Raw genomic sequence first — 21,289 nt, 5'->3', positions numbered from 1 at the left:
GCCGCCCCCCGCCCGCGCGCCCGCGGCCCTCGCCGCGACGGCGGCCGGGGCGAAGGCGGCCGCCGTGGTGGCCGAAGTGCCGGAAGAGGCTTACGAGGAGCTCGCCGGCAGCGCGGCCGGCGTCGGCCGGGAGCACCCCGGGAGGCCCGCCGAGGAGCCCCCCGCCGCCGAGTTCGCCGCGGCTCCCCACGCGGTGCACCCGGCCCGCCCGCGGCCCCAGAACCCGGATCCGGCCGCGTCCGCGCACGTGCCCCCGGGCGCCACCCCGGCCCCCGCCCGGAGCCCCTCCCGCAACTCCCCCCGCAGTCCCGCCCCGAGCCACCCCTCCGCGGTCACCGCGGTCGGCGCGGAACCCAACGGACGGGCCGCCGACCTGGCCGCGCACATACTGCCGCTCGGCACCGGACTGGCCCTGATGGGACTGGGCCTCGGGTACATGGGCGTGCGGCTGCGCCAGGGGCGCTAGCCGAGGGCGCCGACCGGGGCGCCGTCCGGGCCACGCGGACCATACTGGGTATACATACCGGGTATGCCAAGGTATACATACTCAGTATGTCGATCCGTCACGGGCTTCTCGCCCTGCTGGAACGGGGCCCCCGCTACGGGTCCCAGCTGCGTTCCGAATTCGAATCCCGCACCGGCTCCACCTGGCCGCTCAACGTCGGGCAGGTGTACACGACCCTCGGCCGCCTGGAGCGGGACGGGCTCGTCGCCCCCGGCGGCGAGGACACCGCCGGGCACACCCTCTACGCCATCACCGACAACGGCCGCGCCGAACTCCGCGAGTGGTACGAGCGCCCGGTCGACCGCACCAACCCGCCCCGCGACGAGCTCTCCATCAAGCTCGCCATGGCCGTGGGCGCCCCCGGCGTGGACATCCGCGCCGTCATCCAGTCCCAACGGCACGCCACCATCAAGGCGATGCAGGACTACACCCGGCTCAAGGCCCAGGCCGTCACCGCCATCGAGAGCGGCCGCTCCGACGAACGCGACGACCTGGCCTGGCTGCTGGTCCTGGAACAGCTCATCTTCCAGACCGAGGCCGAGGCCCGCTGGCTCGACCACTCCGAGTCCCGGCTGGTCCGGCTGGCCGCCCGCGCCGCCGCCGAGCCCGCACCGCCGCCCGCCCCGGACGCACCCCGGACCACCGACCCCGCCGCAGACGCCACCGCCGTCCGGCCCCGCAGCGCCCGTACGCGGCGCGGCTGAACCACCTTTCCAGGGGGGATCCCTCATGCCCAACCAGCACCGTTCCCAGGCCATACCCCGGACCGGGGGCCGCACCGCACCCCGGTCCGCGTCCCAGCCCGTACTCCAGCTCGACCGGCTCGTCCGCACCCACGGCAGCGGCGCCACCGAGGTGCACGCGCTGCGCGGCATCGACCTGAGCGTCCACGCCGGAGAGCTCGTCGCCGTCATGGGCCCTTCCGGCTCCGGGAAGTCGACCCTGCTCACCCTCGCGGGCGGGCTCGACACCCCCACGAGCGGCCACGTCATCGTCGAAGGCGTGGACATCACCACCGCCGGACCCCGACAGCTCGCCGCCCTGCGCCGCCGCAGCATCGGCTACGTCTTCCAGGACTACAACCTCATCCCGGCCCTCACCGCCGCAGAGAACGTGGCCCTGCCCCTCGAACTCGACGGCACCTCCGCCCGCAAGGCCCGCGCCGCCGCCCTCAACGCCCTGGACGAGATCGGCCTGCGCCCCCTCGCCGATCGCTTCCCCGACGAGATGTCCGGCGGCCAGCAGCAGCGCGTCGCCCTCGCCCGCGCCCTGGTCGGCGACCGCCGCCTGGTCCTCGCCGACGAACCCACCGGCGCCCTCGACTCCGAGACCGGCGAATCCGTCCTCGCTCTGCTGCGCTCCCGCTGCGACGCGGGCGCCGCCGGGATCCTCGTCACCCACGAACCCCGCTTCGCCGCCTGGGCCGACCGGGTCGTCTTCCTGCGCGACGGCAGCGTCGTCGACGAAACCCTCCGCAGCCAGGCCGACTCGCTGCTCTCCGGGCGGGCGGCCGGCCTGTGAGCTCACTGTTCGGCTCCTGGTACCACCCCTGGGTCGCGGCCCTGCGCATCGCCCGCCGCGACGCCTGGCGCGCCAAGGGCCGCAGTGTCCTGGTCCTGTCGATGATCGCCCTGCCGATCGTCGGAGTGAGCGCCGCCGACCTCACCCTGCGCAGCTCCGAGCTGACCACCGAGCAGCAGCTGACCCGTCAGATCGGCGCCGCCGACGCCCGGTTCTCCGAGACCGGTCTCGACGGCCCGATCCTCCAGCACCCCGACGGCCGGCGCTACGCCCCCGTCGGCGGCTACGAGAAGTACCGGCCCGCCCCGGAGCGGAAGCCGTCCTCACTGAAGGACGCGATCCCGGCCGGCGCCCAGGTCGCCGAGGACGGCAAGAGCAACATCAAGGTGCACAGCGCCCACGGACTGCTCATGACCGAACTGCGCGAACTGGACGTCCACAGCCCGCTGACCCGCGGCCTGATCACGCTGGACCGCGGCCGGCTGCCGCAGGGCCCCGGCGAGGTCATCGCCACCAACACCTTCCTCAAGGAGTCCGGGCTGCACGTCGGCTCCGCGGCCACCCCGCGCGGCTCCCCCTCCTCCTACCGCATCGTCGGCGCCTACGAGCTCCCGTCCAGCCTGCGCACCCCCGAGCTCCTGGCCCTCCCCGGGACCCTGTTCGCCCCGCTGGACCGGGCCCTGCGGGCCGACTCGGGAAACGGGCTCCACACCAGCACCTCCTACCTGGTCTCGACCGGTGGCGAAGGTTTCACGTGGAACGCCGTCGTGGCGGCCAACGCCAAGGGCGCCCTGGTGGACTCCCGCGCCGTGACCCGGCGCCCGCCCGCCGACGCCGAGGTGCCCCTGTTCAAGCAGGAGCCCAAGGAGCGCTACACCCAGGACAACGACGGCGGCAAGGTCACCGAGCAGGCCGTCCTGGCCACCGTCGTGGGTCTGACCATGCTGGAGGTCTGCCTCCTCGCCGGACCCGCCTTCGCGGTCGGCGCCCGGCGCTCCCGCCGCCAGCTCGGCCTGGTCGGCGCCAACGGCGGCGCCCGCCGGCACATCCGCGCCGTGGTCCTCTCCGGCGGCCTGGTGATCGGAGCCGCCGCCGCCCTCATCGGCACCGCGATCGGAACGGCCCTCACCCTCGGGCTGCGGCCCGTCCTGGAGGAGCAGATCGGCAGCCGCTTCGGCGGCTTCGCCGTCCGCCCGCTGGAGATCCTCGGCATCGCCGGGCTCGCCGTGCTGACCGGCGTGCTCGCCGCGATCGCCCCTGCCGTCACCGCCTCCCGGCAGACCGTCCTGGCCTCTCTCACCGGCCGTCGCGGCGTCCGCCGGGCCGGCCGGGTGCTGCCCGTCATCGGCCTGCTCGCCATCGCCGGCGGCGTCACGATCGCCCTCTACGGGGCCGAGTACCGGATCAGCCCCACCTTCGTCTCGGGCGGCAGCGCCCTCGCCGAACTGGGCGTCGTCGCCCTCACCCCCGTGCTGGTCGGGCTCTTCGGGCGGCTCGGCCGGCTGCTGCCCCTGTCGCCCCGGCTCGCCCTGCGCGACTCCGTCCGCAACCGGGGGCGTACGGCGCCCGCCGTGGCCGCGGTCCTGGCCGCCGTCGCCGGAACCGTGGCCGTCGCCACGTACCAGCACAGCAAGGACGTCCAGGCCCGCCACGAGTACACCGCCGAGCTCCCCACCGGCTCCGGCTACCTGATGGCCAGCGACAACCGCGGCCACAAGGACGTACCGGCCCTGCGCGACACCCTCGCGAAGGACCTGCCGCTGGCCGTACGGGCCGACGCGGACCGGCTCGTCGCCGGCAACCCGGGCTGCTCCCGAGGCTCCTCGGAGCCGGGCTGCGGACGGGTCGAGGTCATCACCCCGAAAGAGCAGCGCTGTCCGCTCAACGATGCCGAACACGGGGCCGCCTCCTTCCCCCCGGCGGAGGTCAAGCGTCTGCGGCAGGACGACCCGCGCTGCGCGGTACGGGACTTCGTCCCCGTCTCGGACACCGTCGTCGCCGACGAGAAGCTGATGTCCGTCCTGGCGGTCACCGACCCCGGCTCGGTGGCGGCCCTCAAGGACGGCCGGGCCGTCGCCTTCGACCCGCGCATCGTCAAGGACGGCACGGTCACCCTGCGGATCGTCACCGACCCGGCGGCGGCCGACGCGGCCCTCGCGAAGCACGCCGAAGTGCCCGGCGCGGACAAGCGGCTCCCGGTGCACACGGCCCCGGCCGGCACGAACAGCTGGGGCCTGAACCTGGTGGTCCCGCCCGCCGCCGCCAAGGCGGCCGGCATCGCCACCGCCCCCGTCGGCTCGTACTTCCGCCTCGACGGGAAGGCCGGCAGCGAGCAGCGGCAACGGCTCGACGGGGACATCGACCGGCTGGGCGCCGACACCCGGGTCAAGATCGAGTCGGGTTACGAGGGGCAGAGCACGGTGGGCGTCCTCGCGCTCAGCGTCTTCGCGGGCCTGGTCACCATCGGCGCGGCCGGCATCGCGACCGGCCTGGCCCAGGCGGACTCCGAGGCCGACCTGAAGACCCTGGCCGCGGTCGGCGCGGCCCCGCGGGTGCGCCGCACGCTCAGCGGCTTCCAGTGTGGGGTGGTCGCCCTGATGGGCGTGGTGCTCGGCGCCGCGGCGGGCATCCTGCCGGCCGTCGGGCTCCGGCTCACCCAGGAGAACGAGCAGCGGCGCCTGGTCAGGCACGGCCTGGAGCTGGGCTACGCCACGGCGCGCGACGCCGAGATCTACGTACCGATCTCGGTGCCGTGGGACACCATCGCCGGACTGCTGGTCCTGGTCCCGCTCGGCGCGGCCCTCCTGGCGGCCCTGGTCACCCGTTCGAACGGCGCACTGGCCCGCCGGGCGGCGGGCTGAGGTTGCGGCCCCCGTACAGGGTGGATCACGCCCGTACGGGGGCACACCGTGTGGGTAAGACGGTGTGCGAGAGAATGACGGCATGGAGATGCCGAGGAGTGAACGGTCGCAGGACAGTCCCCCGCACGTCCTGATCGTGGGACAGGACGGGACGGCGGTCGGCGGCGCCGATGACGAGTCGCGCGAGGTCCCGGTGACGGAGATGGTCGAACAGCCTGCCAAGGTCATGCGGATCGGCAGCATGATCAAACAACTCCTGGAAGAGGTGCGCGCCGCACCCCTCGACGAGGCGAGCCGGGTCCGGCTCAAGGACATCCACGCCGCCTCGGTGAAGGAACTCGAGGACGGCCTCGCCCCGGAGCTGGTCGAGGAACTGGAGCGCCTGTCCCTCCCCTTCACGGAGGAGGCGATCCCGTCCGAGGCGGAACTGCGGATCGCCCAGGCGCAGTTGGTGGGCTGGCTGGAGGGTCTCTTCCACGGGATCCAGACGGCCCTGTTCGCGCAGCAGATGGCGGCGCGGGCCCAGCTGGAGCAGATGCGCCGCGCACTGCCTGCGGGTGCCTCGCACGACGAGGACGAGGACGGCCCCCACGGCGCGATCCGCTCGGGCCCGTACCTGTAGGCACCCGCCGGACCCCGGGCAGCCGTGCCGTGCGGTCGCCGGGGCCGAGGGGAAGCACCGCGATCCGGAGGGGCTCCCGCGTACAGGACGTACGCGGGAGCCCCTCCGGCGCTGGGGGGGGTCACACCACCCGGCAGCGGCGGCCGTACCGGGCCCGACCGACGCATACCCGATCCTCGCGCCCGCCGCCCCCGCCCCTGACGACGGGCGCGCACCGCACGCCCGCCCTCGGCGTGATGACCGCCCGTCAGGGCCCCGAGGCGCAGCGGGGGACGGCCACCGCCGCCCCGCCACGGGCCGTGCCGTGCCGTGCCGTGCCGGACAGCTGACCCGCCCCCGGGCCATCCCGGTGATCCCACCGCACTGCACCGCTCGGCCGCTCCCGGCACGCCAAGCGGGCCACGGACCGGCCCACTTCGTACCCGCCGGGGTACTGGGGGCGGGCTGGTGGAAAGGCGCGGGACCAGTCCCCGGGTCACGGCGCCCCGCCTGCCCGGCCGGTCCGGAAGACACGAAGGCGCCGCAACGCCCCGCGCGGCCGACACGGCCGACCGGCTGGACCTTTCGACCCGTCCCGGCACACCAAGCCGGCCGCGGACCGGCCCGCTTCACGCCCGCCGGCCCACTCGGGCGGCGCCGCGCGGCACAGCGCGGGAACGGCCCGCGCGGCGCCCCGCCCGGTCGGCACGAAGGTGCGGGAACGGCCCGCACGGCGTCCGGCCCCGACGGCACCGAGGGCCACCCGGCCCGGCCGGCGTGAGGGAGCGGGCCCGTGCCGGGGCGTCCCGCACCGGGCGCCCGGCTCCCGGAACCCGGCACGCCCCGGAACCCGGCACACCCCGGAACCCGGCACGCCCCGGAACCCGGCACACCCCGGCTCCGCGTACATCACGCGTAAGCGCCCCCCCTTCGCCCCCGGCCGGCCCGCCGCATACTCGGGGCATGACCTACGACGCCATCGTCCTGGCCGGCGGCGCCGCCCGGCGGCTCGGCGGGGCCGACAAGCCCGCCCTCCCCGTCGGCGGCCGTTCCCTCCTCGACCGCGTCCTGGCCGCCTGCGCGGACGCCACCGCCACCGTCGTGGTCGGCCCCCGCAGGCCCACCGCACGCCCCGTCCGCTGGGCCCTGGAGGACCCGCCCGGCGGCGGCCCCGTGGCCGCGCTGGACGCCGGGCTGCGGGCGACCACCGCCGAGCTGGTCCTCGTACTCTCCGCCGACCTGCCCTTCCTCGACCGGGGCACCGTCCGGGCCCTGCTCACCGCCGCGTCCGCCGGCTCCGGCGACGGGGCCCTGCTGAGGGACCCCGAGGGCCGCGACCAGCCCCTGGTCGCCGCGTACCGCGCCGAACCGCTGCGCCGCGAGGCGGCCCTGCTCGCCGCCGAGCACGGCCACCTCGGCGGCCTCCCGCTGCGCGCGCTCACCGCCGAACTGCGGCTGGCCACCGTCACCGCGGCCGAACCCCTCGCCTCCTTCGACTGCGACACCTGGGAAGACCTGGCGGCGGCCCGTGCCCGGATCAGGGAGCATGGAAGCGTGCTGGAGCAATGGATCACCGCCGCCAAGAACGAACTCGGCATCGACGTCGACGTCGACATCACCACCCTGCTCGACGTCGCCCGTGACGCCGCCCACGGCGTCGCCCGGCCCGCCGCCCCGCTGACGACCTTCCTGGTCGGCTACGCGGCCGCGCGCGCGGAGGCAGCGGGTGCCGACCCCGCCCAGGCCGTGGCCGAAGCCTCCCGCAAGGCCGCCGAACTGGCCCTGCGCTGGGCCGCCGAGGCCCAGCCCCCACACCCCGAGGAGAACGGCTCCGGATGACCCGTACCGACGCCGACAACGCCCTGGACGAGGCCCTTGCGCTGGTCAGCCGCACCCCCGACGGCGGCGGCCACCGCGCCGCGCCCTGGCAGCGCGCCCGGGAGACCGCCGCCCGGGCCGGCACGGGCGTCCGCGCCCGCACGCACCGGGTCGCCCTCGCGGACGCGCACGGCGAGGTGCTGGCCGCACCCCTCGACGCCCTCGGCGACCTGCCCTCCTTCGACACGTCCGCCATGGACGGCTGGGCCGTCGCCGGACCCGGCCCCTGGAACATCCGCCCCGGCGAGGGGGTCCTGGCCGGGGCCGAGCCGCCCGCTCCCCTCGCCGACGGCGAGGCCGTCCGGATCGCCACCGGCGCCCGGATCCCCACCGACACCAGCGCCGTCATCCGCAGCGAGCACGCCCGCGAGTCCGGCACCCAGCTGTACCCCGCCCGGCCCGTCAGCACCGGACAGGACATCCGCCCGCGCGGCCAGGAATGCCGCTCCGGCGACCTCCTGCTGCCCGCGGGCTCCCTCGTCACCCCGGCCGTCCTCGGCCTCGCCGCGGCCGCCGGTTACGACGAACTCCTGACCCGGCCCCGCCCCCGGGTCGAGGTCCTGGTGCTGGGCGACGAGCTCCTCACCGAGGGCCTTCCCCACGACGGCCTGATCCGGGACGCCCTCAGCCCCATGCTCGGGCCGTGGCTGACCCGGCTCGGCGCCGAGGTCATCGGCACGCGCCGGCTCGGCGACGACCCGGACGGGGCCGAGGCCCTGCTCGCCGCGGTCACCGGATCCACCGCCGACCTGGTCGTCACCACCGGCGGCACCGCCTCGGGCCCCGTCGACCACGTGCACCCCGTCCTGGAGCGCGCCGGGGCCGAGCTGCTCGTCGACGGGGTGGCCGTGCGGCCGGGGCATCCGATGCTGCTGGCCCGCCTGGGCGACCGGACCGACGGCCGTCACGTGGTCGGGCTGCCCGGCAATCCCCTGGCCGCGGTCTCCGGGCTGCTGACCCTCGCCGAGCCGCTGCTGCGGGCCCTCGCCGGCCGCCGCCAGCGGCCCCGGTACACGGTGTCCGTCGAGGGCGACGTACACGGCCACCCGTACGACACCCGGCTGGTGCCGGTCCTGCTGACCGACGAGCACGCCGTACCGCTGCACTACAACGGCCCGGCGATGCTCCGCGGAGTGGCCGCCGCCGACGCACTGGCCGTCGTACCCCCGCACGGCGTGCGGTCCGGGCAGGACGTGGAGGTCCTCGACCTGCCCTGGGCCTCGGGGGGATGTTTCACGTGAAACTGCACGGCGACGACGCCATGGCCCGGGACGCGGACGAGAAGCTCGTCTCGCGCCGGATCAAGCTCCCCAACCGTGTGGTCGAGAAGCCGCTGCGGCAGGTCGCGAAGCGGCTTCTGATGGCGCTGTGCGTGCTGTTGCTGACGGTCCTGATCGTCTGGCTCGACCGCGGCGGCTACCACGACAACGCCAACGAGGAGGTCGACCTCCTCGACTGCTTCTACTACGCGACCGTGACCCTGTCGACGACGGGCTACGGCGACATCGTCCCGTACAGCGACAGCGCACGGCTGATCAACATCCTGCTGATCACCCCGCTGCGCGTGCTGTTCCTGATCATCCTGGTCGGCACCACGCTGGAGGTGCTGACGGAACGCACCCGCGAAGAGTGGCGGCTGCGCCGCTGGAGGAAGAACTTGCGTGAGCACACGGTCGTCGTCGGCTTCGGCACCAAGGGCCGCTCGGCCCTGCAGACGCTGCTGGCGACCGGCCTCCAGAGGGAGCAGATCGTCATCGTCGACCCCAGCGCCAAGGTGATCGACACCGCCAACGCGGAGGGGCTCACGGGGGTCGTCGGCGATGCCACCCGCTCCGACGTCCTGTTGCGGGCCGAGGTCCAGAAGGCCCGTCAGATCGTCATCGCCACGCAGCGCGACGACACGGCGGTGCTGGTGACGCTGACGGCCCGCCAGCTCAACCGCGGGGCGAAGATCGTCGCGGCGGTCCGTGAGGAGGAGAACGCCCCGCTGCTGAAGCAGTCCGGCGCGGACGCGGTCATCACCAGCGCGAGCGCGGCCGGACGGCTCCTGGGCCTGTCCGTGCTGAGTCCGAGCGCGGGCACCGTGATGGAGGACCTGATCCACCAGGGCAGCGGCCTGGACCTGATCGAACGGCCCGTCCGGAAGGCCGAAGTCGGGCGCGGGGTACGGGAGACGGAGGACCTGGTGGTCAGCGTGCTGCGCGGGCACCGGCTCCTCGCCTACGACGACCCGCACGCGAGCCCGCTCCAGCTGACGGACCGACTGATCACCATCGTGCGGGCCGCGCCTCCGACGGCCCATCACGTCACGCTCGGCCCGCCGGACTGACCGGGGCGTCGGCCCGGACCCTACTGGGCGGGGCGCGCCGGGTCGCGTAGATTCCGGGCCATGCATGCGATCACCATCGAGCAGCCCGGCGGCCCCGAGGCCCTCGTCTGGGCCGAGGTACCCGATCCGGTGGCGGGCGAGGGGCAGGTGCTCGTCGAGGTCGCGGCGAGCGCCGTGAACCGCGCCGACGTCCTTCAGCGGCAGGGGTTCTACGATCCTCCGCCCGGCGCTTCGCGCCACCCGGGCCTGGAGTGTTCCGGGCGGATCGTCGCCCTGGGGCCGGGGGTGTCCGGCTGGTCGGTGGGCGACGAGGTGTGCGCGCTGCTGTCCGGCGGCGGGTACGCGGAACGCGTGGCCGTCCCGGTGGGTCAGCTGCTGCCGGTGCCCGCCGGGGTCGACCTGGTGGCGGCCGCCGCGCTGCCCGAGGTCGTCTGCACCGTGTGGTCCAACGTGTTCATGGTCGCCGGGCTGCGTCCCGGCGAGACCCTGCTGGTGCACGGCGGGTCCTGCGGGATCGGCACCATGGCGATCCAGCTGGGCAAGGCCGTCGGGGCGCGGGTGGCGGTCACGGCGGGCGGCAAGGAGAAGCTGGACCGCTGCGCGGAGCTGGGCGCGGACGTCCTGGTGGACTACCGCGAGCAGGACTTCGTGGAGGAGGTGCGGGCCGCGACGGGCGGGGCCGGGGCGGACGTGATCCTGGACATCATGGGCGCGAAGTACCTGGCGCGGAACCTGGACGCGCTGGCCGTGAACGGCCGCCTCGCGATCATCGGGCTCCAGGGCGGGGTGAAGGCCGAGGTGAACCTGGGCGCGCTGCTGGCGAAGCGGGCGGCGATCACGGCGACCTCGCTGCGGACCCGGCCGCTGGAGGAGAAGGCGGCCATCGTGGCCGCCGTACGGGAGCACGTGTGGCCCCTGATCGCCTCGGGCCGCGTCCGTCCGGTGGTCCACGCGACCTACCCGATGCGGGAGGCCGCCGAGGCCCACCGCGTCCTGGAGTCCAGCACCCACGTGGGCAAGCTCCTCCTGACCACCTGACCACCTGACCACCTGACCCCGGCCCGGCGTGCCCGGGGCGCCCCGGGCACGTGCGAAGCCCGGGGCGGAGCCCGGGGGAACGGGCGGAGGCGGGTCGGGGACGTCCCCGCGCAGCGGCGCCCCCCACCGGCCCGGACCGGCCCACGGCAACGGCCGCGGGCCGGCTCGACTCCTACAGCCCCCTGAGGAGCACCGCCGGGTTCTCCACGCAGTCGGCCACGTACCGCAGGAACCCGCCCGCGGCGCCGCCGTCGCACACCCGGTGGTCGAACGTCAGGGACAGCTGGACGACCTGACGCACGGCCAGCTCACCGCGGTACACCCACGGCTTGGGGATGATCCGGCCCACTCCGAGCATCGCCGCCTCGGGGTGGTTGATGATCGGCGTGGAGCCGTCGACCCCGAACACCCCGTAGTTGTTCAGGGTGAACGTGCCGCCGGTGAGGTCCGCCGGCGCCAGCTTGCCCGCCCGCGCCAGCTCCGTCAGCCGCGCGAACTCCGCCGACAGGGACTCGGGGCTGCGCGTCTGGGCGTCCCGGACGACCGGGACCATCAGCCCGCGCTCGGTCTGCGCGGCGAAGCCGAGGTGCACGGCCGGGAGCCGGACGATCTCGTTCGCCGCGAGGTCCACGGTGGAGTTCAGCTCGGGGTACTTGGCCAGTGCGGCCGTGCAGATCCGGGCCAGCAGGGCGAGCACCGAGATCTTGGGTCCGTCCACCGCGTTCATCGCGGCCCGGGCCGCCATCAGTTCGGTGGCGTCCGCGTCGACCCAGCAGGTCGCCTCGGGGATCTCGCGCCGACTGCGCGACAGCTTCTCCGCCACGGCGCCGCGCAGCCCCTTGAGGGGGATCCGCTCGCCCTGGGCGGCGGCGGCCGCCGCCACGGGAACCGGAGCCGCCGCGGGGGCCGCCGGACGCAGCGCCGCCTCCACGTCGGCCCGCAGGATCAGGCCCTCGGGCCCGCTCCCGCGCAGCGCCCGCAGGTCGATGCCGTTGTCCCGGGCCAGCTTGCGCACCAGCGGCGAGATCACCGCCACCGGCCCGGCCGGCGCCACGGCCACCGCGACCGGTGCCACGACCGGCGCCACAGCAGCACCAGCACCGGCACCGGCACCCGCACCCGCACCCGCACCCGCACCCGGCCGGATCCTGCGCCGCCGCGCCGGCCGCGAGTGGTCGGTGCCGTACCCGACGAGCACGTTCCCGGACCCCGACGGCGCGTCCGACGCCTCGGCCTCCGGCTCCGTCACCGACCCCACCGCGACGGTGATCAGCGGAGCCCCCACCGGAAGCTCCGTACCCTCCTCGCCGAAGCGCGCGGTGACCACGCCCCCGTAGGGGCACGGCACCTCGACCATCGCCTTGGCGGTCTCCACCTCCACCACCGGCTGGTCGATCTCGACGACGTCGCCCACGGCCACCAGCCAGCGCACGATCTCCGCCTCGGTCAGCCCCTCACCGAGGTCGGGCAGCTTGAACTCCAGTACCTGCGGCATCAGTTCTCCCACTGCAGCCGGGCCACGGCGTCCAGGATCCGGTCCACTCCCGGCAGGTGGTGCTTCTCCAGCATCGGCGGCGGATACGGGATGTCGAAGCCCGTCACCCGCAGCACCGGCGCCTCCAGGTGGTGGAAGCACCGCTCGGCCACCCGCGCGGCGATCTCCGCCCCGGGCCCGCCGAAGCCGGCCGCCTCGTGGACCACGACCGCACGCCCCGTCCGGCGCACGGCGGCCACGACGGTCTCCTCGTCGAAGGGAACCAGCGAGCGCAGGTCGACGACCTCCAGGTCCCAGCCCTCCTCGCGGGCCGCCTCGGCCGCCTCCAGGCAGACCGGCACCGAAGGACCGTAGGTGATCAGGGTCGCGCTCGTGCCCGTCCGCCGGACCAGGGCCTTCCCGATGCCCGGGACCGCCGCCGGGGCCTCCGGCGACCACTGCGCCTTCGACCAGTAGAGCCGCTTGGGCTCCAGGAAGACCACCGGGTCGTCGCTCGCGATGGACGCGCGCAGCAGCCCGTACGCGTCCTCGACGGTCGCCGGGGTCACCACGTGGAGGCCGGGGGTGGCCGTGTAGTACGCCTCGGAGGAGTCGCAGTGGTGCTCGACGCCGCCGATGCCGCCGCCGTACGGCACCCGGATGGTGATCGGCAGCGGCATCGCGCCCCGGGTGCGGTTGCGCATCTTCGCGACGTGCGAGATGAGCTGCTCGAAGGCCGGGTACGCGAACGCGTCGAACTGCATCTCCACGACCGGCCGCAGCCCGTACATGGCCATGCCCACCGCCGCGCCGAGGATTCCGGCCTCGGCGAGCGGGGTGTCCGTCACGCGGTCCTCGCCGAACTCCTTCACGAGCCCGTCGGTGATCCTGAAGACCCCGCCGAGCGCGCCGACGTCCTCGCCCATGACGTGGACGGTCGGGTCCTCGGCCATCGCGTCGCGCATGGCCCGGGTCAGCGCCTGGGCCATCGTCGCGGGCTTGACCCCGGGCCGGGTCACCGTGCTCATGCGTCGCCCTCGGCTTCCAGTTCGGCGCGCAGCTGGTCCGCCTGCTCGCGCAGCCGGCCGGTCTGCTCCGCGTAGACGTGTGCGAAGAGGTCCATCGGGTCGAGGACCGGGTCGGCGTTCATCCCCTCGCGGAGGGTCGCCGCCATCGCCTCGGCGGCGTCGCGGGCCTCCTGGATGCCCTGCTCGTCGAGGATCCCGCGGGCGGTCAGCTCGTTCTCCAGCAGCTGCACCGGATCGTGCGCCTTCCAGGCCTCCACCTCGGCGTCCGAGCGGTAGCGGGTCGCGTCGTCGGCGTTCGTGTGGGCCTCCATCCGGTACGTGACGGCCTCGATCAGGGTCGGCCCGCCGCCGGCGCGCGCCCGCTGAACGGCCTCGGTGAGGACCTCGTGGAGGGCGGCGACGTCGTTCCCGTCGACCAGCCGGCCGGGCATCCCGTAGCCCACGGCCTTGTGGGCCAGGGTCGGGGCGGCCGTCTGCTTGGCGAGGGGGACGGATATCGCGAAGCCGTTGTTCTGGACCAGGAAGACCACCGGGGCCTGCCAGACGGCCGCGAAGTTCAGCGCCTCGTGGAAGTCGCCCTCGCTGGTGCCGCCGTCGCCGATCATGGCCAGCGCGACGACCTCGTCCCCGCGCAGGCGGGCGGCGTGCGCCAGGCCCACCGCGTGCGGCAGCTGGGTGGCGAGCGGGGTGCACAGGGGGGCGATCCGGTGCTCGCGCGGGTCGTACCCGGTGTGCCAGTCGCCGCGCAGCAGCGTCAGCGCCTGTACGGGGTCCAGCCCGCGGGCCACGGCCGCGAGGGTGTCCCGGTAGCTCGGGAAGAGCCAGTCCTGCTCCTCCAGGACCAGCGCGGCCGCGATCTCTGCGGCTTCCTGCCCGACGGTGGAGGGGTACACGGCGAGACGGCCCTGCCGGGTCAGTGCGGTGGCCTGCGCGTTGTAGCGGCGGCCGCGCACCAGCTCGGCGTAGTACCGGCGCATCAGCTCGGGGTCGAGGCCGGCGGCCGCCTCGGTGCCCAGCACCCGGTAGGGCTCGGGGTCCGGAAGCAGCGGGGCGGCCTCCGTACGGGGCCTCCAGGCGGGCGGCGGGGTGGCACGGTGGGACGCACCGGCACCGGGCAGCTCTTGGACCGTCATGGCGGCGTACACCTCCTCGTGGGAAGCGGGCAGGGACGCCTCGGGTGTGAGGCGCCTCACCTACCGATTGTTCGGTCGCCGACGCAATTTGGCTACAGGCGGCTCCAGGCTGTGGACAAAGTGGCGGCGGACCCCTGGGATGGGTGCAGGACGTCCAGGAGAGGGAGGCAGTGGCCAATGCCGGATGAACAAATGGCCGGAGCGGGCTCCGCACCGGTCCCGCCGGGGAGCGCCCCGGGGGGCACACCGGTACCGGCTGTCCCGCCGCGTCCCCTGGATCCGATCGACCGGTCGATCATGCGGCTGCTCCAGGCGGACGGCCGCGCGTCGATACGTTCGGTGGCCGAGCAGGTGCACGTCTCCCGGGCCAATGCCTACGCCCGGATCAACCGGCTGATCGACGACGGGGTGATCCGGGGGTTCACCGCCCGCGTGAACCACGAACGCGCAGGTCAGGGCGCTTCCGCCTATATCACCCTGAAGATCGTCCAGAACTCCTGGCGGACGGTGCGCGAGCAGCTGCGCGAGCTCCCGGGCGCGGCCCACATCGCCCTGGTCAGCGGGGATTTCGACGTCCTCCTGCTGGTCCACACCCCGGACAACCGGACCCTGCGCGAACTGGTCCTCACCCGCCTCCAGGCCATCCCGGAGGTGCTCTCCACCCGCACCCTGCTGGTCTTCGAGGAAACGGACCTCCTGGACCAGGGCCCGAACCAGCCCCCCGTCACGCCGCCCCCGCCGATCGGCGAGGACTGAGCGCGTTCCCCTGCCCGACGGGCGGCCATACGGGGTCCCCGCCCGGCCACTGCGCGTCCGTCAGCGTCACGACCAGCCGCCCGTCGACCACCGCCACCGCCAGATCGGGATCCGCGGCGGCCACCGCCACGGCGAACGCCCCCGGCGGGGTGCGGTCCAGCAGGAAGACGAAGTGCAGGGCGAAGGGCGTGCCGTACTCGCGCGGGTACGGGTCCCCGTCGGCGTCGACCATGAAGTTGGCCCGCCACGCCCCGGCGGCCAGTGCCCACACGAAGATGCCCAGGAACTCCGCGTCCAGCAGCGGGTCCGCGCCGTCGATCAGCACCGCGACGTCCTGCTTGCCGTGGCCGGGCCCGTGCCAGTCGCCGAGGCAGTCCACCATGGCGTCCCAGTTGTGCCCGTAGTAGCCGGGGAAGCCCAGCTCACGGGCGAACGCCCGGTGCGCACAGCCCGCCTCGTGCAGCTGACCGCCGTCCAGGCGCAGGACGATCCCGCCGCCGGCCCGCAGCTCCGCCCCGGCGGCGGCGACCCAGGGGTCGGCCGCGGAGGTGAAGGTGACCCAGGGCGACCTGCGTCCGGTCAGGGTGGGCAGCGGCGGGGCGGAATACGGGCTCACGCACCGCATGCTCGCAGCCCCGGAGGGCCGCGCGCACACGGATTACCGCGCCGTGCGCAGCCCGTCCAGGGCCATGCTGACCACGGCGTCGGCCAGCTGGTCCGGGGTGGTTCCCGGGTGCGGGCGGTACCACTCGACCAGGGAGTTCACCATGCCGAAGAGCAGGCGGGTGGCCAGCCGGATGTCGACGTCCGCGCGCAGGTCGCCGTCGGCCGCGGCGGCCTTGAGCAGTTCGGCCACCTGGTGGTCGAACTCGCGGCGCCGCTCCAGGGCCCAGCGCTCGGTCCGGGTGTTGCCGCGCACCCGCAGCAGGAGGGTGACGTACGGCAGCTCGCCGACCAGTACCTCGACCGTCCGGCGCGTGACGTACTCGACGCGCGCGACCGCGGACCCCCGTACCGCCCCGGGCTCCTCCAGGACCGCGAAGAGCCCGTCCAGGGCCCGGCTGACGGCCCGGCGCAGCAGCTCCTCCTTGCCCGCGACGTGGTGGTAGATGGAGGACTTGGAGATGCCCGCGGCCTTGGAGAGGTGCTCCATGGAGGTGCCGTCGTAGCCGCGCTCGTTGAAGACCTGGACCGCGACGGTCAGCAGCGTCTCCGGGGTGTACGTGTCCCGCCTCGCGGTGGTCATCCGGTCTCCTCCGCCTCGTCCGCCTCGTCCGCCTCGTCGTCCCCGCCGTCCGCGTACCCGAGCTTGAACAGGGCCAGCGAGGGCGCGTAGCGGCCGCCCGGACAGCGCTCGTCCAGGTGGTGCAGCAGGTCGTACGCCCAGTCGCGGCCGAGCCGGTCGTGCCATTCGGCCGGGCCCAGCGGGTAGTTGACGCCGAGTCGCATCGCGGTGTCGATGTCCTCGGCGGTGGCCACGCCGCGCGCCAGGGCGTCGGCGGTGAGGTCGATCAGCATCGCGACCGTCCGGGCGACGATCATGCCCGGGACGTCGCCGATGACGGAGACCTGCTTGCCGAGCCGCTGGAAGAGGCCGACCGCCTCGGCGAGGGTCCGCTCGGTGGTGTCCTCGCTGGCGGAGAGCGCGATCCGGGTGGCGCCGCGGTAGTCGAGCGCCAGGTCGAAGTAGACGACGTCGGCGAACTCGACCGCGGTCTTGCCGTCCGCGAGCACCAGCTGGCCCTCCCCGGGCAGCTGGATGTACGGACCCCCGTGGCCGGTGGCCGTCACCGCGATCCCGGCCTCCTCCAGGAGCTCCGCCAGCTCCGCCGCCGGACCGAGGTCGCCGACGATCGTGACCTTGTCCGGCGCCTCCTCGGGGCCGGCCGTGTGCGGCGCGGGCACCTCGGCGCCCTCCCCGTACGGGAACCAGCCGTGCCCGGACTTGCGGCCGAGGCGGCCCGACTGGACCAGCCGGCGCTGCGCGAGCGAGGGGGTGAACTTGGGGCTCCGGAAGAACGACTCCCAGACGGACCGGGTGACGGCCTCGTTGACGTCCTGGCCGATCAGGTCGGTCAGCTGGAAGGGACCCATCTTGAAGCCGCCGCTCTCGCGCAGGACGGCGTCGATGGTGGCCGGGTCGGCGCCCTGCTCCTCGTACACCGCGAAGGCCTCGGCGTAGAAGGGGCGGGCGATCCGGTTGACGATGAAGCCGGGGGTGTCGGCACAGCGGACCGGCGTCTTCCCCCAGCTCAGGACCGTTTCGTACGCGCGCTCGGCGGCGGCCGGCGCGGTCGCGGAACCGCTCACCACCTCGACGAGCGGGAGCAGCGGGGCCGGGTTGAAGAAGTGCAGGCCGAGGAAGCGGCCGGGGTGGGCGAGGCCGGCGGCGAGTTCGGTGACGGAGAGCGAGGAGGTGTTGGTCGCCAGCAGGGCGTCCGGCGCGACCACCCCTTCGACCGAGGCGAAGAGCGCCCGCTTGACGGAGACGTCCTCGACGACCGCCTCGATGACGAGCGCCGCGTCCGCGAGGGCGGCGAGGCCCTCGGCCGCACCGATCCGGCCGATCGCGTCGTCGGCCTCGGCGCGATCCAGGCGGCCCTTCGCGGCCAGTCGCTCGACGCGCTCGCGCACGAGGGCGGCCCCGGCGGCGGCGAGGTCGTGGTCGATGTCGTGGATCAGCACGCGGTGACCTGCGAGAAGGGCCACCTGGGCGATGCCCTGTCCCATGGTTCCGGCGCCGATGACCGCCACAGTGCCGGACCGCTCGATTGCTGTCATGTCCTGATCCTCCCGCACCGGGTTGTCCACAGGTCCGCCGGGCCCTCTTGTCCCGACCGATCGTTCGGTTACTCTAGCTCCAGTCTGCTCTTCTTCACCCGCCCCCGCATCGATCTCAGCCTGCGAACCAGCCTGATCCTGCCCGGCTCAACGAGGAGTTGGTCCCTGATGGCCGCCGAGCTCACCCTCACCCAGCTGACCGAGAAGCACCGGAACACCCTGGATCAGGCGCTCGCCGCCATCCGAAGCCGGGCCTACTGGTCCCCGCACCCCGAGCACCCCAAGGCCTACGGGGAGACCGCCCCGGCCGACGGCCTCGCCGCCTTCGAGGCCGTCCGCGGCACCCGCTTCGACCTCGACCAGCCCGGCACCGACGGCTGGACGGGCGGCGAGGTGTCCCCGTACGGCCCGGAACTGGGCGTGGAGTACCCCCACGTCGACCCCGACGTGCTGCTGCCCGCCATGAAGGCCGGCATCGCCGCCTGGCGGGACGCCGGTCCCGAGACCCGCGCCCTGGTCTCCGTCGAGATCCTCGCCCGCATCTCCGCCCGCACCCACGAGTTCGCGCACGCGGTCATGCACACCAGCGGCCAGGCCTTCATGATGGCCTTCCAGGCGGGCGGCCCCCACGCCCAGGACCGCGGCCTGGAGGCCGTCGCCTACGCCTACGAGGAGCAGACCCGCGTCCCGGGGCAGGCCGACTGGTCGAAGCCGCAGGGCAAGCGCGACCCGCTGGAGCTCGGCAAGACCTTCACGGCGGTCCCGCGCGGGATCGCCCTGATGATCGGCTGCAACACCTTCCCCACCTGGAACGGCTACCCGGGCCTGTTCGCCTCCCTGGCCACCGGCAACGCCGTCCTGGTCAAGCCGCACCCGCGCGCCGTGCTCCCGCTGGCGCTGACCGTGAAGGTGGCCCGCGAGGTCCTCGCCGAGGCGGGCTTCGACCCGAACCTGGTGGCCCTCGCGGTCGAGCGGCCGGGCGAGGGCATCGCCAAGACCCTCGCGGTCCGCCCGGAGATCAAGCTGATCGACTACACCGGGTCCACCGAGTTCGGCGACTGGCTGGAGACCCACGCCCGCCAGGCGCAGGTCTACACGGAGAAGGCGGGCGTCAACACCGTCCTCATCGACTCGACCTCCGACTACAAGGGGATGCTGTCGAACCTGGCCTTCTCGCTGTCCCTCTACAGCGGCCAGATGTGCACCACCCCGCAGAACCTGCTGATCCCGCGGGACGGCATCGGGACGGACGCCGGGCACAAGACGTACGACGAGGTCGTCGCCGACCTCGCGGCCTCCGTCGGCGGCCTGCTGGGCGACGACGCCCGCGCCAACGCGCTGCTGGGCGCCCTGGTCAACCCGGACGTCAAGTCCCGCCTGGAGGCCGCCGCCGGGCTGGGCGAGGTCGCCCTCGCCTCCCGCGAGGTGGTCAACCCCGAGTTCCCGGACGCGGTCGTCCGCACCCCGGTGATGGTCAAGCTGGACGCCTCCAAGCCCGACCCGGAGGCCGCGTACCTCTCGGAGTGCTTCGGTCCCGTCTCCTTCGCCGTGGCCGTCGACTCCACGGCGGACGCCCTCGACCTGCTGCGCCGCACGGTGCGGGAGAAGGGCGCGATGACGGTGGGCGCGTACACCACCTCCCCGGACACCGAGCGGGCCATCGAGGAGGTCTGCCTGGAGGAGTCGGCGCAGCTGTCCCTCAACCTCACGGGCGGGGTCTACGTCAACCAGACCGCGGCCTTCTCCGACTTCCACGGCTCGGGCGGCAACCCCGCGGCGAACGCGGCCCTTTGTGACGGCGCCTTCGTCTCGAACCGCTTCCGCGTGGTGGAGGTCCGCCGCCAGGCGTAGCCCGCCGACGGCCCCGCGGTCACCGCCCGCGGCCCTGCTCCGGGGCCCGGGTCCGTGGCCCCGGGGCCGGCCGGGGCCGCCTCAGGCACACTCCGCGGAGCCCGCGGCGGTGGAGGCGGCGGCGGTGGCCGCTCCGGACGCCTCGACCTTCTCCAGGAGCTTCAGGTCGGGGAAGGTGTAGGAGCGGTACGAGGTCCTCACCACCTGCTTGGCGCGCAGCGAGCGCAGCGCGTTCTCGACGGTGGCGCGGGAGAGCATGAGCGCCTGGGCCAGATCCAGCTGCGAGGGCCCCTCGACCCGGTAGCCGTCCTCCGTCATGAAGCCGGACTTGTCCAGCAGCTCCAGGAAGAGCCCGCACAGGCGCTGTTCGGCGGGCCGCGCGAACATCCCGTAGACCCGGTCGCCGGTGCGCAGGCGCTCCGTGATCGCCACGCTCACCGCCCGCATGAGGGTGGGGTGCTTGCCCACCATCGACCGCATCACGTTCATCGGCACGGCCATCGTGACCGTGGTCGTCAGCGCCATGGCGAGGGGCGCCCTGGACGAGGCGAAGACGTCGAGGTCGCCGAGGACGTGGCCCTGGTGCCGGAAGCGCAGCGTCGACGCCTCGTGGTGCACGAGCTCCTCCGACACGATGCCGGTGTCGTTGAGGACGATGTGCACCGAGTCCCCGCCCCGGACCGTCATGCCCCGGATGCGCGCCCCGCGCCCGTACTGGCGGACGCGGGACGCCTGGAAGATCTCCTGACACAGCTCGGTGCTCAGCGACCGGAAGAACGGGTAGTCGCCGAAGCCCAGTTCGTGCCGCTTGAAGCGACGGGCGGGGGTCACAGGACGGTCGTACTCGTGCCGGCACCGCCCGGCTGCGCCGGCGACAGCGGGGGAGCGACGGGCACCCGGGGGGCGGCGGGCGCGAGGGTCGCGTAGGCCTCCGGAGCGGCCGGGCGCGGGGCGGCCGGCTGCAGCGAGGCGAAGACGGGGGGCAGCGCGAGCAGGACTCCGCCGATCGAGCCGATGACGGCGGGGATCCAGCGCGGGGTGGAGGTGAGGCGCCAGACGGCGACCCCGAGAACGGCAGCCACCAGGCCGGTGATCATGACAGCGCTGAGGAGAAGCATATGAGCATCCCTTTTACTTTGCTGATTCAATTTGATTGGTAGGTGCAGCTTTTTGGCAGGCGCGGGCAAGAAGCGCTTGGCGAGAGCGCAGCCCATGTACTCCGAAGGGAGAATAACGGACGCCACCGGTCATCACGTAACGTCTCCCTATGATCACGGAATCGATCATCCTGTTTGATTTCCGGGCGACTTGCCCCCAGGTGGGCGCACATGTTGTCCGGTCTTCGGACCCTCCCGGGCGCCCGGACGGCCACCCGCCGGCCTGTCACCGAGTGCCGGGACCACTTCCTGAATTCCACGGCGCCGTACACGCAATTCCGGCCACCGGAGTGTCGAAATGCGTACTCGAACGCCGGTACATGCCCCAGCTCTGGGGAATTTCCTGGCCGTTACCGCACCCTCTCCCTAAGGTGAG

At 74.1% G+C, this 21,289-nt stretch carries 18 protein-coding genes and 1 pseudogene; 11 read left to right on the top strand and 8 right to left on the bottom strand.

What is annotated here, in order from left to right:
• From AB4039_RS10040 to AB4039_RS10000, 9 genes and pseudogenes are all read left to right on the top strand, one after another.
• Window positions 1-466, top strand: a pseudogene (locus tag AB4039_RS10040) (hypothetical protein); the annotation flags it as partial.
• An 86-nt stretch (window positions 467-552) separates the two neighbouring features.
• Window positions 553-1,209, top strand: coding sequence for a PadR family transcriptional regulator (locus tag AB4039_RS10035; RefSeq protein ID WP_266840239.1), 657 nt, complete (start codon window positions 553-555; stop codon window positions 1,207-1,209).
• A gap of 25 nt (window positions 1,210-1,234) precedes the next feature.
• Window positions 1,235-2,026 carry an ABC transporter ATP-binding protein gene (locus AB4039_RS10030; RefSeq protein WP_266840240.1) on the top strand — a complete coding sequence of 264 codons (792 nt, stop codon included), beginning with the start codon at window positions 1,235-1,237 and terminating at the stop codon, window positions 2,024-2,026.
• A gap of 101 nt (window positions 2,027-2,127) precedes the next feature.
• The gene (locus AB4039_RS10025) at window positions 2,128-4,887 is read left to right on the top strand and encodes an FtsX-like permease family protein (protein ID WP_442270528.1); all 2,760 of its coding nucleotides are present in this window, start codon (window positions 2,128-2,130) and stop codon (window positions 4,885-4,887) included.
• Window positions 4,888-4,969: 82 nt separating this feature from the next.
• On the top strand, window positions 4,970-5,509 hold the full coding sequence (locus AB4039_RS10020; protein WP_266840241.1) for a bacterial proteasome activator family protein: 540 nt from the start codon (window positions 4,970-4,972) through the stop codon (window positions 5,507-5,509).
• Window positions 5,510-6,451: 942 nt separating this feature from the next.
• A complete protein-coding gene (locus AB4039_RS10015) occupies window positions 6,452-7,327 on the top strand; it encodes an NTP transferase domain-containing protein (protein ID WP_266840242.1) in 876 nt (291 codons plus the stop codon).
• Window positions 7,324-8,607, top strand: a complete 1,284-nt coding sequence (locus AB4039_RS10010) for a molybdopterin molybdotransferase MoeA (RefSeq protein ID WP_442270526.1) — start codon at window positions 7,324-7,326, stop codon at window positions 8,605-8,607. The genes AB4039_RS10015 and AB4039_RS10010 overlap by 4 nt, the downstream gene beginning before the upstream one ends.
• Window positions 8,595-9,695, top strand: coding sequence for a potassium channel family protein (locus AB4039_RS10005; RefSeq protein WP_266840245.1), 1,101 nt, complete (start codon window positions 8,595-8,597; stop codon window positions 9,693-9,695). Before AB4039_RS10010 ends, AB4039_RS10005 begins: the two co-directional genes overlap by 13 nt.
• Window positions 9,696-9,755: 60 nt before the next feature.
• A complete protein-coding gene (locus AB4039_RS10000; protein WP_442270525.1) occupies window positions 9,756-10,733 on the top strand; it encodes an NAD(P)H-quinone oxidoreductase in 978 nt (325 codons plus the stop codon).
• Between the two features lie 172 nt (window positions 10,734-10,905).
• Here the strand turns inward: AB4039_RS10000 and AB4039_RS09995 are convergent, their stop codons facing one another.
• From AB4039_RS09995 to pdhA, 3 genes are read right to left on the bottom strand one after another with little or no spacing between them, the layout of a single operon-like run.
• Window positions 10,906-12,228, bottom strand: coding sequence for a dihydrolipoamide acetyltransferase family protein (locus AB4039_RS09995; protein ID WP_442270524.1), 1,323 nt, complete (start codon window positions 12,226-12,228; stop codon window positions 10,906-10,908).
• Window positions 12,228-13,235 (bottom strand): alpha-ketoacid dehydrogenase subunit beta, encoded by a 1,008-nt coding sequence (locus AB4039_RS09990; RefSeq protein WP_266840248.1) that lies wholly within the window; start codon window positions 13,233-13,235, stop codon window positions 12,228-12,230. Before AB4039_RS09990 ends, AB4039_RS09995 begins: the two co-directional genes overlap by 1 nt.
• Window positions 13,232-14,368, bottom strand: a complete 1,137-nt coding sequence (gene pdhA, locus AB4039_RS09985) for a pyruvate dehydrogenase (acetyl-transferring) E1 component subunit alpha (protein WP_373913325.1) — start codon at window positions 14,366-14,368, stop codon at window positions 13,232-13,234. The genes AB4039_RS09990 and pdhA overlap by 4 nt, the downstream gene beginning before the upstream one ends.
• A gap of 192 nt (window positions 14,369-14,560) precedes the next feature.
• Here pdhA and AB4039_RS09980 point away from each other — a divergent pair, with 192 nt between their 5' ends.
• Window positions 14,561-15,124: an Lrp/AsnC family transcriptional regulator gene (locus tag AB4039_RS09980; protein WP_266841749.1), complete on the top strand. Its 564-nt coding sequence runs from the start codon at window positions 14,561-14,563 to the stop codon at window positions 15,122-15,124.
• Here AB4039_RS09980 and AB4039_RS09975 read toward each other — a convergent pair.
• The 3 genes from AB4039_RS09975 to AB4039_RS09965 are packed head-to-tail and all read right to left on the bottom strand — an operon-like array spanning window position 15,093 to window position 17,905.
• The gene (locus AB4039_RS09975; protein WP_442270523.1) at window positions 15,093-15,740 is read right to left on the bottom strand and encodes a barstar family protein; all 648 of its coding nucleotides are present in this window, start codon (window positions 15,738-15,740) and stop codon (window positions 15,093-15,095) included. The two genes, AB4039_RS09980 and AB4039_RS09975, sit on opposite strands and share 32 nt — an antisense overlap.
• Window positions 15,741-15,782: 42 nt before the next feature.
• The gene (locus tag AB4039_RS09970) at window positions 15,783-16,370 is read right to left on the bottom strand and encodes a TetR/AcrR family transcriptional regulator (RefSeq protein ID WP_266840252.1); all 588 of its coding nucleotides are present in this window, start codon (window positions 16,368-16,370) and stop codon (window positions 15,783-15,785) included.
• Window positions 16,367-17,905, bottom strand: a complete 1,539-nt coding sequence (locus tag AB4039_RS09965; RefSeq protein WP_442270522.1) for a 3-hydroxyacyl-CoA dehydrogenase — start codon at window positions 17,903-17,905, stop codon at window positions 16,367-16,369. The genes AB4039_RS09970 and AB4039_RS09965 overlap by 4 nt, the downstream gene beginning before the upstream one ends.
• 168 nt (window positions 17,906-18,073) lie before the next feature.
• Between AB4039_RS09965 and paaN the strand changes: the two genes are divergently transcribed.
• A complete protein-coding gene (gene paaN / locus AB4039_RS09960) occupies window positions 18,074-19,756 on the top strand; it encodes a phenylacetic acid degradation protein PaaN (protein WP_266840255.1) in 1,683 nt (560 codons plus the stop codon).
• Window positions 19,757-19,837: 81 nt separating this feature from the next.
• Here the strand turns inward: paaN and AB4039_RS09955 are convergent, their stop codons facing one another.
• Both AB4039_RS09955 and AB4039_RS09950 read right to left on the bottom strand, forming a co-directional pair.
• Window positions 19,838-20,587: a Crp/Fnr family transcriptional regulator gene (locus AB4039_RS09955; protein ID WP_266840256.1), complete on the bottom strand. Its 750-nt coding sequence runs from the start codon at window positions 20,585-20,587 to the stop codon at window positions 19,838-19,840.
• The gene (locus AB4039_RS09950; protein ID WP_442270521.1) at window positions 20,584-20,874 is read right to left on the bottom strand and encodes a hypothetical protein; all 291 of its coding nucleotides are present in this window, start codon (window positions 20,872-20,874) and stop codon (window positions 20,584-20,586) included. Before AB4039_RS09950 ends, AB4039_RS09955 begins: the two co-directional genes overlap by 4 nt.
• Between the last annotated feature and the right edge of the window lie 415 nt (window positions 20,875-21,289).

The sequence above is a fragment of the Streptomyces sp. M-16 genome, from assembly GCF_052114405.1.
Taxonomy (GTDB): domain Bacteria; phylum Actinomycetota; class Actinomycetes; order Streptomycetales; family Streptomycetaceae; genus Streptomyces.
The sequence above is the reverse complement of the archived record's forward strand: the minus strand, read 5'-3'. Positions and strand labels throughout refer to the sequence as shown.

Excerpts from the sequence above, each read along its gene's own strand:
- AB4039_RS10035 (WP_266840239.1), top strand. The coding sequence starts at position 553 with ATGTCGATCCGTCACGGGCTTCTCGCCCTGCTGGAACGGGGCCCCCGC.
- AB4039_RS10000 (WP_442270525.1), top strand. The coding sequence starts at position 9,756 with ATGCATGCGATCACCATCGAGCAGCCCGGCGGCCCCGAGGCCCTCGTC.
- AB4039_RS10005 (WP_266840245.1), top strand. The coding sequence starts at position 8,595 with ATGTTTCACGTGAAACTGCACGGCGACGACGCCATGGCCCGGGACGCG.
- AB4039_RS10030 (WP_266840240.1), top strand. The coding sequence starts at position 1,235 with ATGCCCAACCAGCACCGTTCCCAGGCCATACCCCGGACCGGGGGCCGC.
- AB4039_RS10015 (WP_266840242.1), top strand. The coding sequence starts at position 6,452 with ATGACCTACGACGCCATCGTCCTGGCCGGCGGCGCCGCCCGGCGGCTC.
- pdhA (WP_373913325.1), bottom strand. The coding sequence starts at position 14,368 with ATGACGGTCCAAGAGCTGCCCGGTGCCGGTGCGTCCCACCGTGCCACC.
- AB4039_RS10025 (WP_442270528.1), top strand. The coding sequence starts at position 2,128 with ATGATCGCCCTGCCGATCGTCGGAGTGAGCGCCGCCGACCTCACCCTG.
- AB4039_RS09990 (WP_266840248.1), bottom strand. The coding sequence starts at position 13,235 with ATGAGCACGGTGACCCGGCCCGGGGTCAAGCCCGCGACGATGGCCCAG.
- AB4039_RS10020 (WP_266840241.1), top strand. The coding sequence starts at position 4,970 with ATGGAGATGCCGAGGAGTGAACGGTCGCAGGACAGTCCCCCGCACGTC.
- AB4039_RS09965 (WP_442270522.1), bottom strand. The coding sequence starts at position 17,905 with ATGACAGCAATCGAGCGGTCCGGCACTGTGGCGGTCATCGGCGCCGGA.
- AB4039_RS09980 (WP_266841749.1), top strand. The coding sequence starts at position 14,561 with ATGGCCGGAGCGGGCTCCGCACCGGTCCCGCCGGGGAGCGCCCCGGGG.
- paaN (WP_266840255.1), top strand. The coding sequence starts at position 18,074 with ATGGCCGCCGAGCTCACCCTCACCCAGCTGACCGAGAAGCACCGGAAC.
- AB4039_RS09995 (WP_442270524.1), bottom strand. The coding sequence starts at position 12,228 with ATGCCGCAGGTACTGGAGTTCAAGCTGCCCGACCTCGGTGAGGGGCTG.
- AB4039_RS10010 (WP_442270526.1), top strand. The coding sequence starts at position 7,324 with ATGACCCGTACCGACGCCGACAACGCCCTGGACGAGGCCCTTGCGCTG.
- AB4039_RS09950 (WP_442270521.1), bottom strand. The coding sequence starts at position 20,874 with ATGCTTCTCCTCAGCGCTGTCATGATCACCGGCCTGGTGGCTGCCGTT.
- AB4039_RS09970 (WP_266840252.1), bottom strand. The coding sequence starts at position 16,370 with ATGACCACCGCGAGGCGGGACACGTACACCCCGGAGACGCTGCTGACC.